The 16,427-nt window shown below is 73.3% G+C and carries 12 protein-coding genes; 7 read left to right on the top strand and 5 right to left on the bottom strand.

What is annotated here, in order from left to right:
* The first annotated feature begins 55 nt into the window (after positions 1-55).
* Positions 56-3,757 carry an amino acid adenylation domain-containing protein gene (locus tag A4R25_RS02260; protein ID WP_064445418.1) on the top strand — a complete coding sequence of 1,234 codons (3,702 nt, stop codon included), beginning with the start codon at positions 56-58 and terminating at the stop codon, positions 3,755-3,757.
* A gap of 63 nt (positions 3,758-3,820) precedes the next feature.
* Here the strand turns inward: A4R25_RS02260 and A4R25_RS02255 are convergent, their stop codons facing one another.
* From A4R25_RS02255 to A4R25_RS02245, 3 genes are read right to left on the bottom strand one after another with little or no spacing between them, the layout of a single operon-like run.
* Entirely contained in the window at positions 3,821-4,516 is a 696-nt protein-coding gene (locus tag A4R25_RS02255) for an HAD-IA family hydrolase (protein ID WP_064445417.1), read from the bottom strand.
* A gap of 37 nt (positions 4,517-4,553) precedes the next feature.
* The gene (locus A4R25_RS02250; protein WP_064445416.1) at positions 4,554-5,684 is read right to left on the bottom strand and encodes a Gfo/Idh/MocA family protein; all 1,131 of its coding nucleotides are present in this window, start codon (positions 5,682-5,684) and stop codon (positions 4,554-4,556) included.
* Complete coding sequence (locus A4R25_RS02245) at positions 5,681-6,844, bottom strand: DegT/DnrJ/EryC1/StrS family aminotransferase (protein WP_064445415.1); 1,164 nt, start codon at positions 6,842-6,844, stop codon at positions 5,681-5,683. Before A4R25_RS02245 ends, A4R25_RS02250 begins: the two co-directional genes overlap by 4 nt.
* A gap of 333 nt (positions 6,845-7,177) precedes the next feature.
* On the opposite strand from A4R25_RS02245, the gene A4R25_RS02240 reads away from it, so the two are divergent.
* From A4R25_RS02240 to A4R25_RS02215, 6 genes are all read left to right on the top strand, one after another.
* Positions 7,178-7,609 carry a type II 3-dehydroquinate dehydratase gene (locus tag A4R25_RS02240; protein WP_030500472.1) on the top strand — a complete coding sequence of 144 codons (432 nt, stop codon included), beginning with the start codon at positions 7,178-7,180 and terminating at the stop codon, positions 7,607-7,609.
* Between the two features lie 91 nt (positions 7,610-7,700).
* Positions 7,701-8,054, top strand: a complete 354-nt coding sequence (locus A4R25_RS02235; protein WP_030500471.1) for a DoxX family protein — start codon at positions 7,701-7,703, stop codon at positions 8,052-8,054.
* An 8-nt stretch (positions 8,055-8,062) separates the two neighbouring features.
* Positions 8,063-9,001, top strand: coding sequence for an ROK family protein (locus A4R25_RS02230; protein WP_043329860.1), 939 nt, complete (start codon positions 8,063-8,065; stop codon positions 8,999-9,001).
* Between the two features lie 11 nt (positions 9,002-9,012).
* Positions 9,013-9,573 (top strand): NADPH-dependent FMN reductase, encoded by a 561-nt coding sequence (locus tag A4R25_RS02225; protein ID WP_043329859.1) that lies wholly within the window; start codon positions 9,013-9,015, stop codon positions 9,571-9,573.
* A gap of 294 nt (positions 9,574-9,867) precedes the next feature.
* Positions 9,868-11,160: a serine/threonine-protein kinase gene (locus tag A4R25_RS02220; RefSeq protein WP_064445414.1), complete on the top strand. Its 1,293-nt coding sequence runs from the start codon at positions 9,868-9,870 to the stop codon at positions 11,158-11,160.
* Between the two features lie 84 nt (positions 11,161-11,244).
* The gene (locus tag A4R25_RS02215; RefSeq protein ID WP_064445413.1) at positions 11,245-13,035 is read left to right on the top strand and encodes an extracellular solute-binding protein; all 1,791 of its coding nucleotides are present in this window, start codon (positions 11,245-11,247) and stop codon (positions 13,033-13,035) included.
* Positions 13,036-13,285: 250 nt separating this feature from the next.
* Here A4R25_RS02215 and A4R25_RS02210 read toward each other — a convergent pair whose 3' ends face one another.
* Positions 13,286-14,509 carry a glycosyltransferase gene (locus A4R25_RS02210; protein WP_064445412.1) on the bottom strand — a complete coding sequence of 408 codons (1,224 nt, stop codon included), beginning with the start codon at positions 14,507-14,509 and terminating at the stop codon, positions 13,286-13,288.
* A 90-nt stretch (positions 14,510-14,599) separates the two neighbouring features.
* Positions 14,600-16,012: a glycosyltransferase family 2 protein gene (locus A4R25_RS02205; RefSeq protein ID WP_064445411.1), complete on the bottom strand. Its 1,413-nt coding sequence runs from the start codon at positions 16,010-16,012 to the stop codon at positions 14,600-14,602.
* Positions 16,013-16,427 lie beyond the last annotated feature (415 nt).

Below are 16,427 nucleotides of genomic sequence, written 5' to 3'. Positions count from 1 at the left end.
GTCCCTTCCGGCGCACCCCTCTGGGTGGCGCCGGCCCTGATCGGAGGCTGGCTCAATGTCTGTCGGAATCGTCGGTGCGCAGACCACGGATGTCGCTGGGCCCGGCTTCGAGGTCCTCGACCTGATGGGGGACCTGCGCCGGCCGGCCGCGTGGCCGGCCCGGGCGGCCTCCGCGTACCGGCGGGTCGACCTGCCCGTCCCGGCGGGGGCGCCCTCCCCCGGCGCGGTGCTGCTGGCCGGTCTGCTGGGGGTGCTGGCCCGGTACACCGGCCAGGCCGAGGTGGCGGTCGGTCTGTCGTCGGGCGGCGTGCTGCGGGTCGACGTCGCGGACGAACCGGGCTTCGGCGAGCTGACGTCGCGGGTGGCCACGGCGCTGGCCGGACCGGTCGCGCACAGCGCGGGCGCGGCGGGGCCGGTGGTCGTCGGGCTGGTGGACGCCCCGGTGGCCGAGGTGGGGCCGGACGTGGTGGACGTGGACATCGTGGTGACCGTCGCGGGGGACGGGTCGGCGCTCCGGGTGGACTACGCCGCCGACGGCTTCTCGGCGGACTGGGTGCGGGGCCTGGTGGACCAGACCGTGTCGTTGCTGTCGGCCGGGGTCCGGGAGCCCGGGGTGCCGCTGGGCGCGCTGCCGCTGCTGGGCGCGACCGAGCGCGAGCGGCTGCTCGCGTGGGGCCGGGGCCCGGCCCGCCCGGTGCCGGGTGTGCCGCTGCACGAGCTGGTGCTCGAATGGGCGCGACGCACGCCGGACGCGGTGGCCGGCGTCGCCGCCGGGGAGGTGCTGACGTACGCGGAGCTGGCCCGCCGCTCGGGGGAGTTGGCCGCGCGGCTACGGTCGATGGGCGTACGGCCCGGGGACGTGGTGTCGCTGGCGCTGGACCGCAGCATGTGGACGCTCGTCGCCACCCTGGCGGTGCTGCGGGCGGGGGCGGCGTACACGCCGATGGACGTGTCCTGGCCGGCGGAGCGGATGCGGATGCTGCTGGCCGACCACGGCGCCCGGGTCGTCCTCACCGTCGGCGAGGTCGCCCCGCGTGTCCCCAGACCTGACGGCGTACGGGTCGTCGCCCTCGATGCCGACTGGCCCACCGTGACGGCGGCCGAGGCGGCCGACCTGCCGGTGGTGGCACCCTCCCGGCCGGCGTTCGTGATCTACACGTCCGGCTCGACCGGGACACCGAAGGGTGTCGTGCTGACCCACGAGCACCTGACGAACTTCGTCACCTGGATGCGGGAGGAGTGCGCGGTCGGGCCGGACAGCCGGATGCTCCATTCCTGTTCACCGGTCTTCGACGTGGCCCTCGGCGAGATCTACACCGCGCTGACCTCCGGTGCCCGCGTCGTCGTCAGCTCCCGCGACGATCTTCTCGACGCCCGCCGGTTGACGGAGCTGATCGCCAAGGAGCAGGCCACCCACGCGTTCTGCCCACCCACGAACCTCGCCGCCGTCGATCCCGCCGACTGCCCCAGCCTGACGTGTGTGACCCTCGCCGGGGAGCCCATTCCGCCCCGCATGGCGCACCGCTGGACGGCCGCCGGTGCCCGCCTGATCAACGCGTACGGGCCCGCGGAGGCATCCGTCGCCTGTACCTGGTACGACGCGTCGAAGGGCTGGCCCGGCGCGTACGTGCCCATCGGCCGACCCATGCCCAACCGGCAGATCCGCGTCGTCGACCCCAATCTCGACCTCGTCCCCATGGGCGTCCCCGGCGAGATCCTCATCGCCGGCGCCGGCGTCGCCGACGGTTACCTCAACCGCCCCGAACTGACCGCCCAGCGGTTCGTCACCGACCCGTACGGCGGCGGGACCGCCTACCGCACCGGCGACCTCGGCCGGTGGAACGCCGCCGGAGCGCTGGAGATCCTCGGCCGGATGGACCACCAGGTCAAGGTCAACGGCATCCGGATCGAACTCGGTGAGATCGAGGCGACTCTCGAACAACACCCGGACGTCGGCACCGCCGTCGTCACCCGTCGCGAGGACCAGGGCACCGCCCGGCTCGTCGGCTACGTCACCGGACGCGACGGCCGCGTCCCCGTCACCGCCGACCTGCGGGCACACGCCGCCGCGGTGCTCCCGCCCTACATGGTCCCCGCCGTGATCATGGTCCTGGACCGGTTCCCCACCGGCGGCACCGGCAAGATCGACCGGAGGGCGCTACCAGAACCGGGCTCGCGCCGTCCCGACCTCGACGTGCCGTACACCCAACCGGCCACCGACTCCGAACGCCTCGTCGCGGGGATCTTCGCGACGGTGCTCGGGCTGGACCGGGTCGGGACACTCGACGGGTTCTTCCACCTCGGCGGCACCTCCCTGCAGTCCGCCGCCGTCGCTGTCGCCCTCGACGAGGCCGCCGACGTCGCCGTGCCCGTCTCGCAGATCCACCGCACCCCCACCCCGCAAGGGCTGGCCCGCTGGCTCGCCACCGCCCCCCGCCGCCCCGGGGCCGAGCCGGCGCCGTCCGTCACCGGCCGTCCCGGCCCGTCGAAGCCCGTCCCGCTGACCCCGTCCGTCGCGAAGTGCGTCGTGCTCCCCTTCGAACTGGTCTGCCCCACCACCTGGTGGATCGAGGGTGAACTGGACCTACGAGCCCTCATGGCCGCCCTCGGCGACCTCCACCACCGCCACCAGGCCCTGCACGCCCGCTACCGGCGCACCGACCCACCAACCGCAATCATCCCACCCAACCCCGGCATGCCCCAGCTACGACTCCTCGCCGACGCCGCCACCGAACACGACGCCCTCGACCAACTCGCCGAAGCAGTACAACAACCCCTCGACTACACCCAAGGCCGCAACTGGCGCGCCGCCCTGATCCGAAACAAAACCACCAACCGAATCCTGTTCGGCATCGGCATCCACCACATCGCCTTCGACGGCTGGTCATACGGACTACTCGTCCGAGACCTCACCCACGCCTACACCGCACGACACACCGGCCACACCCCCACCTGGACACACCCCGCACCCACACTGCACCAGTCCCACGACGAATACACCCGCCTCCGCAACGCCGCCGACCTGCAAACCCAACGAACCTACTGGCGCGAACAACTACGCGACCTACCCCGCCAAGGCGAAGGCCGGCCGCAGGAGATCCTGGAACAGACCCCGACCTGGGGCCCCAAGACCGGGCACATCGTCGCCGTCCCGCCCGAGCTGGTACGGCGCTGGGACCGGGCCGCCGTCGAACACCGCTTCAGCCGTTCCACCTACTTCGCCGCCGCCTACGCCTCGGCGCTGCGCGCCATCCATCAGCAGGACGACATCGCCCTGCTGATGATCGTCGCCCAGCGCGGCAGCCGCGTCCTCGACTCCGCCTTCACGAGCAGGATCAGCAGCAACTGTCTCCGGGTCCGGTTCGGCGGCCCGGAGAAGGACCTGATGCGCGCCCTCCAGCAGACCGCGGACGAGCTGATGGCCGCCCAGGACGTCTCCTTCCTGGAGATGGTCACCGACGACCCGGTCCTCGACCTGCCCCGCGAGGTGATCAACAGCCTGCCCTCGTTCGCCTACCAGGACAACCTCGTCCTCCCGCTGGACCTGCCCGGCTGCCGGACCGAGGAGGTCGTCGAACCGTACGCCCGGGAGTGGTCCGGTGCCTGCGTCGCCGAGGTGCTGCCCGGCGACGAGAGTGTCCTCCTGCGGGTCACCATCCGTACCGACCTGGTCCCGGCCCCCGCCGCCGAGATCCTGGCCACCGGCATGCTGCGCTTCCTGGAAGCCGGCCCCGAGGCGGTCAGCGACACACGCTGACCACAGCCTGGCGGCAGCGCGCCGGGCTGCTCACGCGAGCAGCCCGGCGCGCTCCGGTCCGGGTCAGTGGACGAGGGCCGCCGGGCAGTGCGCCAGCAACTCCGCCGGGGCGTGCACGACCAGGTCGGGGCCGGCGGCGAGCAGCGCGGCGATGTCCCCGCCGTGCCACGTCGTGGCGACGGCCGTCGCCCCGGCGTCCCGGCCGCTGAGCAGGTCGATCACCGCGTCGCCCACCATCATGGCCTCGTGCGGCGGCACGTCGAGGTTGCCCAGTGCCTGGAGCACGATGTCCGGGGCAGGCTTGGGACGGGCCACCTCGTCGGAACCGATCACCTGGCCGAAGAGGCCCAGCACGCCGAGTTGGTCGAGCAGGGAGCGGGCCCTCGGGCCGGCCTTGCCGGTGGCGATCCCCATCCGGATGCCACGCGAGTGCAGGGTCTCCAGGGTCTCCCGGACGCCGGGGAAGAGCGGCACGAGGTGGGCCATCCGGTAGCTCTCGCGGACGAACGGCCCCTCCATCTCCAGGGGCAGCCCCATCAGGCGCATGATGTCCGGGAAGTACCGGCCCATGTGCCGGTTGTACTCCTCGAACGGTGCCGGCCCGTCGCCCACCACCTCGGCGTACGCGATGCTGAACGCCTCACGCATGACGGCCGAACTGTCGACGATGACGCCGTCGAGGTCGAACACGACCGCGCGGATCGGGCCGCGCGCCGGCGACGGCGGGGTCACCTCGACTGTGGACGATGGACGGCTCATGGCTGCTCCCGGAAGGGGTTGGGGCCGACGGTGGTTCTCACCCGGCGCGATGGCCCACCAGTGCGTGCTGGCGCTCCGGCCGGGTGGGCCGGGCGCACTGGTAGATCCGTTCGATGATGTCGATGGTCCGGCGGGCCTCGGCGACGGCCGCGCCCCGGGCGGCCGGGTCGGCGAGCAGCCCGGGCAGGGCGTCGAGCTGGTGGTCGTACTCCGCGCCGATCGGCTCCCCGGGCAGCGGCAGCTGCGCGGTCCGGCCGTCGCGGGTACGCGTCAGCACCGGCGTGGGCTCCCGGTTGGGACTGAAGCCGAACGTGCAGCGCAGCGTCGCCGACCCCGCGGCGCCGTGCACGGTGACGGTGGTGCGGTCCAGCGACTCGTGCGAGGCCCAGCAGGCGTGCAGGGCGACGGAGGCGCCGGTGTCGGTGAGCAGGAACCCCCGGGCGGTGTCCTCGACGTCGCCGGGAACATGGCCTGCGGTGTCGGCCCCGCCGCGCCAGGCGGCGTGGGCGGCGCTGTCGTTGACGAAGTCGTCCGAGACGCTGCCGATCGCGTGAGTGACCCGGGCCGGGCCGAGCAGCGGCAGCACCGTGTCGAGCAGGTGCCAGCCGAGGTCCACCAGCGCGCCCCCGCCGGACTGGTCGCGGCGGGTGAACCAGCCGCCCGCGTCGGGCACCCCTCGGGCGCGAACCCAGGCCACATCGACGTGCCGGATCGGGCCCAGCCCACCGGTCACGTCGGCCAGCGCCCGGACGTCGGCCCGGTAACGGGCGGCGCTGCCGGCCAGCAGCACCGCGCCGCCGTCGCGCTCCGCGTCGGCCAGGATGCCCGCCTCGGCGGAGGTCAGGCAGACCGGCTTCTCCAGGAACACCGGTACGCCCCGGCGCAGCAGCCGGACGGCGACGACCGCGTGCAGGTGGTTCGGTACGGCGACCACCGCCAGGTCGACCGTTCCGGCGGGCAGGTCCTCGACGTCGGCGTACGCGGACGCGACGGCGTGCGTGTCGCGGGCCTGATCGCGCACCACGGGCTGCGGGTCGACCACGGCGACCACCTCGAAGCCGGGGTGTGCGGCGAGCCGGGGCAGCCAGATCTCCCGCCCGGCCCAGCCGAGGCCGACCACCGCGACCCGCACCGGCCGGCCGGCCGCGGCCGGGGGCCGGGCCGTCATCCGGCGAGGATGTCGGCGAGCACGGCGACGATCTCGTGCATCTGCTGCTCCGTGCCGAGCAGCGTGCGGTGGTGCAGCCAGAGGCAGTCGGAGTGGATCTGCTCGGTGTTGGGGCAGCGGGCCGCGATCTCCTCTACCGACTCGTCGGGCGCGCCGGCCTTCCAGAAGCCCTCGCACCGGTAGATCGCCCGGAACGCCACGAACGCCGGGACGCCCCGGGCGATGAGCGCGTCCACCACGGCACGGCGACGCTCGATGCCGATCCCGGGGATACGGAACATCGCCATGTAGTGCGGGTTGCGGTCGGTGCGGGGGTCGGTCGCCTGCGGCACGACGCCCGGGATCTCGGCGAGCAGGCTCGACAGCAGCGGCCAGCGCTGCTCGCGCAGCGCGATCTGCTCGTCGAGGCGGGTCAGCTGGGCGCGTAGCACAGCGGCGGTGAACTCGCTCATCCGGTAGTTCGAGCCGGTGGTGCTGTGCAGGTATTCGCGGTCGGTGCGGGGCCGGCCGCAGCTGTGCACGAGGAATGCCCGCTCGCGCAGTTCCTCGTCGGGGAAGACGACCGCTCCGCCCTCGCCGGCGGTCATGAGCTTGCCGTTCTGGAAGCTGAAGGCGGCCACCGAGCCGAGCGCGCCGGCCCGCCGGCCGCGCCACTGCGCGCCCTGGGCGTGTGCCGCGTCCTGCAGCAGAGCCACCCCGGCGTCGGCGGCGAGCTTGTCGAGCGCGTCCATGTCGGCGAACTGCCCGGCCATGTGCACCGGCATGATCACCTTGGTACGGGGGGTGATCGCGGCCTCGACGGCGGCGGGGTCGACGCAGTAGGTGTCCAGGTCGACGTCGACCGGCACGGCGACCGCGCCGAGACGCTGCGCGGCCAGCGAGGACGAGATGAACGTGAACGCCGGGACGATCACCTCCGTACCGGGGCCGACGCCGAGCACCTCCAGCGCGACTTCCAGCGCGTGGGTGCCGTTGGTGACGGCAAGCGCGTGGGGGCTGCCGTGGTAGTCACCGAACTCCCGCTCGAAGGAGTCGACCTCACTGCCGCCCATCCGCCACCACTGACCCTGTTCGAGGGCGCGGATCAGTCCGGTTCGCTCCTCGTCGCCGTACTGCGGCCACTCGGGGAACTCGGACACCGTCGAGGGCTGACCACTCATGACTTCCCACTTCCCAACTCGGGCAGACCAGGGGCTTGGGCGGACCATCGGGCGGGACGACCCGAGACCGCCGGTGCGCGGGCCGGGCGCAGCGGAGCACCGGGATGGCCGCGCGGTACGTGACGCCTCCGTCTGGAGCCGGCGGCGTCGCTTCAGCAGGGAGGACGGTAACCGACGCGGATACGCGGTCACCGCCCCTAACAGCCCCTAGCCACCCCTTAGTCCGCCGTGCGTCGGGCGCCGCCGGTTCGCCGGGAGCCGTCGGCGTAGTAAGACTGCGGTGACCAGTCATCAGGCTCTGCGGGACCAGGGCCGTGCCCCACGAGGTGAAGCGTGTCGGACGTGCTGCTGCTGAACGGCCCGAACCTGGGCATTCTCGGCCGGCGGGAACCGGAGATCTACGGCACCGACACCCTGGACGACATCGAACGCGCCGTCGGCGAGGAGGTCGCCGCCCGGGGCTGGGGTGTGGTCGCCGAGCAGCACGACTGCGAGGGTGCGCTGATCCGTACGATCCAGAACAGCTACGACACGGTGGGCGCGATCGTCAACCCGGGCGCCCTGATGATCGCGGGCTGGAGCCTGCGCGACGCGCTGGCCAACTACCCCCGGCCCTTCGTCGAGGTGCATCTGTCCAACGTGTGGGCGCGGGAGAGCTTCCGGCACGACTCGGTGATCGCCCCGCTGGCCAGCGGGGTGATCGTCGGGCTCGGAGCGCTGGGCTACCGGCTGGCCGCGCGCGCCCTCACCGCGACCGTCCGATGACGACCGGGCACCCCGCCGTCCGGTGCCGTGGGCGCCGGCGTGCCGGCGGTACGGTCGTCCGCACGTCCCGACTCTTCCCGAAGGACCTCACGTGGAGATTCCCGTCCTCGTCCTGACCCTCGTCCTCGCGGCCGTGTTCGCGGGCACCGCCGTGCCGAAGCTCACCGGGCAGGCACAGATGCGCGAGCGGATGGACCACCTCGGCGTCTCGCCGGGGCTGACCCGCGTGCTGGGGGTGCTGGAACTCGCCGCGGTCGCCGGGCTGCTGCTCGGCCTGCTCTGGCCGCCCCTGGGCATCGCGGCGGCGATCGGTCTCGCCCTGCAGATGACGGGCGCGGTCGTCTACCACGCCCGGGCGAAGGACCCGGCCGCGACGATCCTGACGCCGGTGATCTTTGCCGTCGCCGCCCTGGCGCTCGTCTACCTGCACGTGCGGCTGGGCTGAGGCCGGCCGTGTCCGGTCCGCAGCGCCACGGCGGCGTCCTCGGCATCGACGTCGGCGGCACCAAGGTCGCGTTGCACGCGGAGGCACCCGGGCGGCCGGCGTACGACCGGACCTTCCGCTGGCCCCGGGGGGCCGCCGACCCGGCCGACGACCTGACGGTGCTGGCCGTCGAGGTGGACCGGCTGCTCGACCGGTGGGGACCGGTGGACGCGGTCGGGGTGGCCATGCCGGCGACCACTGACACCGGGGGCACCGTCACCACCTGGCCTGGGCGCCCCGGCTGGGCGGGCCTCGACCTCACCGGCGCGCTGCGCCGCCTCTTTCCCGACGCGGCGACCGCCGTCGCCGACGACGGTGATCTCGCCGCCCTGGCCGAGGCGCGCTGCGCCGGCGCGGACGACGTGGTCTACCTGGGCGTCGGCACCGGGATCGGCGGCGGCGTCGTGCTGGCCGGCCGGCCGGTGCCGGGCCGGTCCTCCGCCGAGATCGGCCACATGGTCGTCGCCCTCGACGGTGAGCGCTGCGACTGCGACCGGCACGGCTGCCTCCAGTCCGTCGCGTCCGGCCCCGCCACCCTGCGCCGCGCCGCCGCCCGCCGGGGCGGCGAGGTGGGCTTCGACGACCTACGGGCCGGACTCGACGGGCGCGAGCCCTGGGCGGTGGCTGCGGTCGAGGAGAGCTGCCGGGCGCTGGCGGCGGCGGTGGTGAGCCTCGGCGAGATCCTCGATCCGGCGCTGGCGATCGTGGGCGGCGGGTTCGCCGCCGGCCTGCCCGGCTTCGTGCCGCTCGTCGCGCAACGGGCACGTCGCGCCGGCCGGCCCGGGCGCCCGGCGCCACCGGTGCGTCCCGCCGCCCTCGGCGGGCTGTCGTCCCTGCACGGCGCGGTGGAGCTGGCTCGTGACCTGACCGGCACGTCGGCTCCCGCGCGCCCCGTCCCCATCGCCTAGAGGAGAGCAGCATGGTCAGGATCGGTGTCATCGTCGGCAGCACGCGACCCGGCCGCAAGGCCGACGCCGTGGCCCGCTGGGTGCGCGACGTCGCCGCCAAGCGGGGCGACGCCACTGTCGAACTGGTCGACATCGCCGACTACGCCCTGCCACACTTCGACGAGGTGCTGCCGCCGTCGATGGCGCCGTCGCGACGCCCGGCCGTACGCCGCTGGGCGGCGACCGTGGCCGGGTTCGACGGCTTCGTCTTCGTCACGCCGGAGTACAACCACTCCATCCCGGGCGCGCTGAAGGATTCCCTCGACTTCCTCTACCAGGAGTGGCAGCACGCCGCCGCCGGCCTCGTCAGCTACGGCGTGCACGGCGGCACCCGGGCGGCGGAGCACCTGCGGCTGGTTCTCGGGCAGCTCGGCGTCGCCGACGTCCGCTCCCAGGTCGCGCTCTCTCTGACGACCGACTTCGTCAACTTCCGCGACTTCCGGCCGGCCGCGCACCACGAGCAGGCCCTCGGCACCATGCTCGACGAGGTGGTCGCCTGGGCCGGCACACTGCGGACGCTGCGCCGGGCCTGACGCCGCTGCGGCTGCGCGTCGGCGACCGGGGTCGGGCACCGGCATCGACCCGCCCGGCACGGCACGGCGGGAAACGAGTTCGCGCCGGCCCCGGCGGAGGACGAAGGGACACCCTGGAGGGACGCCCGCCGTCGTAGGCCGGGCCGGCCCGCGCAGTGCGGCGACCGCCACCGCGAGACCACCGGCGGCGGTGGCCTCCACCCATGATCGGCTGTCCTCTGTCGTCGCTGCGGCATGACACGATGGCCGTGCCCTGCGCCGCCGGTGGCCGGGCACGACACTGATGGAGTCGGGATGTCAGAACTGGCCGGCACGCCGGTGCCAGGATTGGCGAAGCTGTGGACGCACGACCCGGTCACCGCCGGCCGGTATCGGCTGCTCGGCCGGCTGGGCGCGGGTGGGCAGGGGGTCGTCTACCTCGGTGAGGACGACGCTGGTGACCGCGTCGCGGTCAAGATGGTCAACGTCGATCTGACTGATCCACGGGCGCGGTCGCAGTTCGTGAAGGAGATCGCCGCCGCGCGCCGGGTCGCTCCGTTCTGCACCGCGCAGGTGCTCTTCGCCGAGGTCGACGGCGAGCGTCCCTACGTGGTCAGTGAGTTCATCGAAGGCCCGACCCTGCACCGGCACGTCCGCGAACGCGGCCCGGTGACCGGTAACGCCCTGCACCGGCTCGCGGTCGGCACTGTCACCGCGCTCGCCGCGATCCACAGTGCCGGCGTGGTGCACTGCGATCTGAAGCCGGACAACGTGGTGCTGGGCAGGGACGGCCCTAGGGTGATCGACTTCGGCATCGCTCGCGCGCTAGGGGTGACCGAGACGGCGTCCAGCCGGGTCATGGGGACCACCGCGTACATGGCACCCGAGCGGTTCCGCAACGACGCGGTCGGTCCGCCCTGCGACGTCTTCGCCTGGGCGGCCACGATCGCGTTCGCTGCCGGTGGCCGGCCACCCTTCGGCGATGATTCGCTCTTCGCCGTGATGCACCGGGTGCTGCACGATCCGCCCGACCTGCCGGCGTTGCCTCCGGTGCTGGACGAGCTGATCCGGGAGTGCCTGGCGAAGGATCCGGCGGATCGGCCGGGTGCCGAGCAGGTGCTGGTGCGGCTGCTGCGGCAGGACGCCACGGCCACCGTGCCGCTACGTCGGGAGAGCCTGCTCGAGGTCGGCAACGAGACCGCGGGCACGCCGACGCCGAACCATCCCCTTCCCCGGATCACGCCGACGGCACCGCAGCCGCGCCCGACGCAGCCACAGCCACAGCCACAGCCGACGGTGCCGACCCAGGGCCGGCCGACGCAGCCGGCACACCCACGGATGACGACCCAGCCGGCGTACCTGCCGGCGACGGAGCCCGGCGTCGGCGCCGGGTCCGGCGGCGCGTTGCGGCGACTGCGTCGTGAGGCCCTCGACGCCTGGGGCATCTCGACAGCGCTCTTCCTCGGCTCGGCCGGCGCCGCCGCCGGCTACGTCGCGTCGAGCGCGATCGGCCCGGCCGCCGCAGTCGGGGCGGTCGCCTTCGTCGTGGTCTACCTGGTCCGGCTGCTGGTCGCTACGGCGGTCGGGGGACGGTCCGACCGCCCGTGACGCCGCGGCAGGGGTCCGGGTCGCCGGCTGGCGCCGGATCGATAGGTTGACGGCCACCAGCCGCCCGCCGAGGAGGACGCCCCGATGACCCCATCCGTTACCCGCACGCGGCAGTGGTTGCCCTACACCGCCGCCGTCACCGCCGGGCTGGTGGTCATCGCCGGGGCGTTCGTGTTCGTCCAGCAGCGCGATGCGGGCAGCGAGGTGCCCCGCACCGACTGCGCCACCACCCTCCAGGTCAACTCGTCGACGGAGAAGGCGGCGCTGCTGGTCGACCTGGCCGAGCGCTACAACCGCAGCAGCCGGTCGATCGACGGCGGTGGCTGCGCCCAGGTGCACGTCAGCGCGCTCAACTCGGGCCAGGCCGCCGAGGCGCTGGCCACCGGCTGGACCCACACCGGCCTGCCGCGACCACAGGTCTGGCTGCCGACGTCGAGCCTGTGGACCGGCCAGCTCCGGCTGCTCGACCAAGCCGCCGGGCGAGCACCGCAGACGCCGGACCGCTACCCGTCGATCGCCAACAGCCCACTGGTGATCGCGATGCCGCAGCCCAAGGCCGAACTGATACGCCGGCGCGGGCCGCTGGGCTGGGGGGAGATCCTGGGCCTGTCCGGGCGGGACGGGTGGGCGGGCTTCGGCAAGCCGGAGTGGGGCCGCTTCACCTTCGGCAAGGACAACCCCAACCTGTCCACCTCCGGGCTGGCGGCGACCATCGCCACCTACTACGCGGCGGTGCAACGGTCCAGCGACCTGACCCGGTCCGACCTTGCCGACCCCGCGGTCACCCAGTTCGTCCGCCGGATCGAGGCCAATGTGTCGCACTACAGCGACGATTCGGTGGACCTGCTGCGCAGCCTCGCCGAGGCGGACCTGGCGGGCGGCGCGGGCAGTACGGACGACATGAGCGCCATCGTCCTCCAGGAGGAACTCGTGGACCTCTACAACACGGGTGCGCTGAGCCCTCGGCAGGACGGGCAGGAGCGGGGCCGCAGGCCGAACGTCCCGCTGGTCGCCGTCCACCCCAAGGAGGGCACGTTCAACCTGGACCACCCGTTCGTGGTGCTGCCCTCCGCCGACGAGCGGCAGCGGGCGGCGGCGGCCGACTTCCTGGCCTTCCTGACCGAGGACGCCCAGCAGGAGAGCTTCGCCCGCCTCGGCTTCCGGGACCACGAGCGCCGAGCCTCGGCGGAGCTGCTCGCCAACGTCGGCGCCGAGCCCACCGGTGGGCTGAGCTACTTCGAGCCCCCGGACCCGCAGGTGGTCGGCGCGATGCTGGACGGCTGGCGGACGCTCCGCAAGAAGGCCAACATCCTGATAGCCCTGGACACGTCCGGGTCCATGCAGGCGATGGTCGGCACCCGCACCCGCTTCCAGGTCGCCTCAGCAGCGGCGGGCAAGGGCCTCGCGCTGCTCAACACCGAGGACCGGGTGGGTCTCTGGTCGTTCTCCTCGGAGACCCGGAAGCGGCCGAAGAGCCCCTACCGGGAGGAGATCCCTCTCGGCGAGTTCGACCAGAAGCGGATCAACAGCAAGATCGCCGGCCTGCACGTCGATGGCGGCACCGCCCTCTACGCGACGGTCCGGGCCGCACACCGAGAGCTGCTCGACCGGTACGACCCGCAGCGGATCAACGCGATCGTCGTGCTGACCGACGGCAAGAACGAGTACCGGCAGGACAACGACCTGGCCGGCCTGCTCGCCGAGGTCGCCCTCGACCCGCGGCGTCCGGTGAAGGTGTTCTGCATCGCCTTCGACCGGGAGTCGGACTTCGCCACCCTGGACCGGATCGCCAAGGCATCATCGGGCAAGGCCTTCGACGCGACCGATCCCGCCAAGATCGACGAAGCGTTCGTGAAGCTGGTCAGCAGCTTCTGACGCCGTCGCGCGCCGCTCGCCACGAGCCCGCGGCGCGACCGACGGTCTCCGCAGCCCCGCCGGTGAACAGCGCCGGCCGGAGTAGGGAGCACCCCGACACCGGTCCGGTCCGCCGACGCCCTAACCTCGGCGTACAACGAGTGCCGGGCCTCCGGGATGACCAGCAGGTCGCCCTCCCCACCGGTCCACGACTGATCCGGCGCGACCAGCCGGACCCGCCCCCGCAGTACCTGGAGCGTCGCCTCACCGATCAGGCTCCCGGTGCGACGACCAACCGCTCCGCGGCGACCTGCGCCGCGTCGGTGCGTACGACGCCGGCGAACTCGCGGGCGCGGGCGGCCACCTCCGGCCGCAGCGCGGCGCCCAGAGCGTCGGTCAGTGACTCGACGGTCGGCACGGAGCCGGGGTGTGCGGTGCCGATGCCGAGCGCGGGCACCCGGCGCGCGAAGTAGTGCTGGTCATACACCTGCGGTACGACGACCTGCGGCGTCCCGGCCCGCGCGGCCGTGGTCGTGGTGCCCGCGCCGCCATGGTGGACCACCACGGCCACCTCCCGGAACAGGTCCTGCTGGTTCACTTCGCCGACCACCAGGCAGTCGGGGGACCGGTCGACCGGCGAGAGCGGTGCCCAGCCCCGGGAGGCGACCAGCCGGCAACCGACCGCGCGCACGGCCCGCACGGCCGTCTCCAGCAGACCCGGGGGTGCGGCGACGCTGCCGAATCCGACGTAGACGCACGGCCCGCCGGCGTCCAGGAAGGCCGTCAGCTCGGCGGGCAGGGCCCGCTTGTCGGGCAGGAGCCAGGCGCCCGGTTGGTAGACGGCCGGATCGGCGACGTCCGGCCAGGGTGCCAAGGCCGGGTCGGCGGCCAGCCACGGCCGGTCGGTGTGGATGTGGTCGCTGACGTCGTCGACCGTGCCCAACCCCACCGCCGACCGCAGCGCGTTGAGGGGCGCGGCGAAGGTGTCGTTGACGTGCCGCAGGTTGGCGGCCCACAGGTCGCTGTTGTCGGCCGACGCGGGCGCCGGGACCTCCCCGAGCACCGGCAGCGGCAGCGGGGGGTGGTGGGGTGAGGGAAGGGCCGCCGGGCAGAGCGCCGCGAAGACGTACGGGATGCCGCGCTTCTCCGCCACGGTGCGGGCGGCGATCTGGAGGCCCGTCGACGCGACGAGGACGTCACAGTCCCGGGCTGCGGCCGACAGCACCTCGAACTGGATGCCGATGGAGGACTCGGCGAACTTGCGTACCTGCGCGGGCGAGGGTTTTGGCACGGCGGCCCGCGACCTGGGCGCCGCCGACCTGCGCCAGGGCGGGCCGACGGGCACGAAGGGAATCCTGAAGCTGGCCACCCAGCGGGCGAAGTCGGGCGGGGCGCAGAGGCGGGCCTGGTGGCCGAGGGCCGTCAACCGCGACGCGAGCGCCACCAGTGGTTGGACATCGCCACGCGACCCGAGAGTCGACAGCAGTACGCGCACAATACTCGCCTTTCCGTCTTTTACGCCGGATCCGGGCGCGGCTGGGTCAGGCCCGACAGCGTTGTCGGGCCTGGCCGCACCGTCGATCTGCTATCCCCGCGTCGTGGAGCGCCCCGGCACCAGGGCAGCGGGTCGCGCCCTGGCGGCGGTCTGAGTGGGTACCCGGCGCGCGGCACCGGGCGCGGGTCGGAGGGGCCGCAGGATCAGTACGTGGCCGAGCCCCTCGACCGCGCGCAGCTCGGCCGTGCAGGCCGCGGCCTGCGCCTGGCGCAGGTAGTCCAGCGTCTGCGGGTCGGCGGCGCACATCCCCGGCGTCGAGTCGGCGGTGGCGACCAGGTGGACCTCGCCCGCCAGCAGCAGCGAGGCCGAGATGAACTGGCAGAGCTCCGGCCACAGCAGGTACCGCCAGAAGTCCACGCTGATCACCGCGTCCAGGCTGCCCGGCGGCATGGGCGGGGCGACGCCGAGCAGGTGGAAGTTGGTCCGCCCGATGGGTGCGGCGTAGTCGAAGGTCAACGCCGAGGCGGGCAACCCGGAATCGGCGCGGCCGGTGCCGATCCAGAGCGTGCGGTGCCCCCGCACCTGGCCGGCGAGGCGCGCGGCGGCGGGGCCGATGGCGCAGGCCGACCGCTCGACGCACTCGTCGATGAGCGCGCGATAGTGCAGGATCCGCCGGATCGCCTCGTACCCCATGACGGCGGTGAGGAACTCCCACTCCAGGCACGGATAGAGCCGGGCCGCCTGCTGGAAGTTGGCCTTCATCTCCATCCAGTTGCGGGTGATGTTCTTGTGGTGCGGCAGGTGGACGACCCGGGCGTCGTCGTCGTAGCCGAAGTTGACGCCGTCGGGGAGGCTGCGGTCGACGCGGTAGAACAACTCGACGTCCTCCACGCCGTAGCTCAGACCGAACGCCTCGCGGTAGCCACCGACCTGCGCGAAGTGTGCGCTGGACAGCGAGATGTTGTGCGTGTAGGCGATGATCCAGCCGGCCCGGAGCCACTCGCCCCCGTCGTCGGGAAGCCCCGTGGCGAACCGCAGGTCGCCGCCGTGCGGGAAGGCGCGTGCGACCGCGTGCGGCTCCCCGGCCAGCACTGCCGGCAGGTCAGCGAGGCCGATCTCGTCCCGCCGGCCGATCAGCACCGCCGCGTTGCCGGGCACGCTGTGCCAGGCCAGGTGCCGCTCCAGCAGGTCGGGCACCGCCCACGAGTCGGCGTCGAGGAAGACCAGCAGAGGTGCGCAGGCACGGCGCGCCCCCTCGTTGCGGGCGACGGAGCGGCCCTTGCGCTCGGCGAGTTCCAGCACGCGCAGGCGGAGACCGGCGCCCTCGGCGAGCGCCTCGGCGTACCCGTCGGACGAGCCACCGTCCCGGACCACGATCACCTCGAAGCGTTCCGGCGGCAGCGTCTGCCGGGTCAGCGCCCTGAGGGTCAGCGCGAGGCACTGCGGATCCTGGTAGGTCGGCATCACCACGCTCAGCGCCGGAGGGTTGGTGGGCAGCGACATGGCGATCCTCTCCGTCAGACGATCTTGCCGTCAGAGGGCGGCGACACCGTCAGACGATAACGCTCCGCAACGACATCACTACGCATCAATAGGGGTCTATAGGGGTGCACTGTCCCGACACCACAGTCGCCGCCCGACCGGAACCCACCCACGCGCAGGAGCAGCAGCCGCGACAGGAAGCAGCGGGTTGGATCAGCCCGATTCGGCTGGCGAACTCACGTACGCCTGGAAGGTTGCGGCTGTCGCGGCCGACTGGACGTGTTCGATGAGGTTGGTTCGGGATTCGCGTACCAGTTCGCTGGCATGCTGACGACCCGGCGCTGGGCCGGGTTCCTCCGTGCTGCTGGTCGGGGCGTGGGGTTGCTGGGTCAGCCGGCGGGTCGCGGCAGTGCGGCGAGGCGGTTGAATGCGCTGG

Source organism: Micromonospora sp. NBRC 110037, from assembly GCF_001652995.1.
GTDB classification, from domain to species: Bacteria; Actinomycetota; Actinomycetes; order Mycobacteriales; family Micromonosporaceae; genus Micromonospora; species Micromonospora chalcea.
This window is presented reverse-complemented; position numbering and strand designations above follow the sequence as displayed.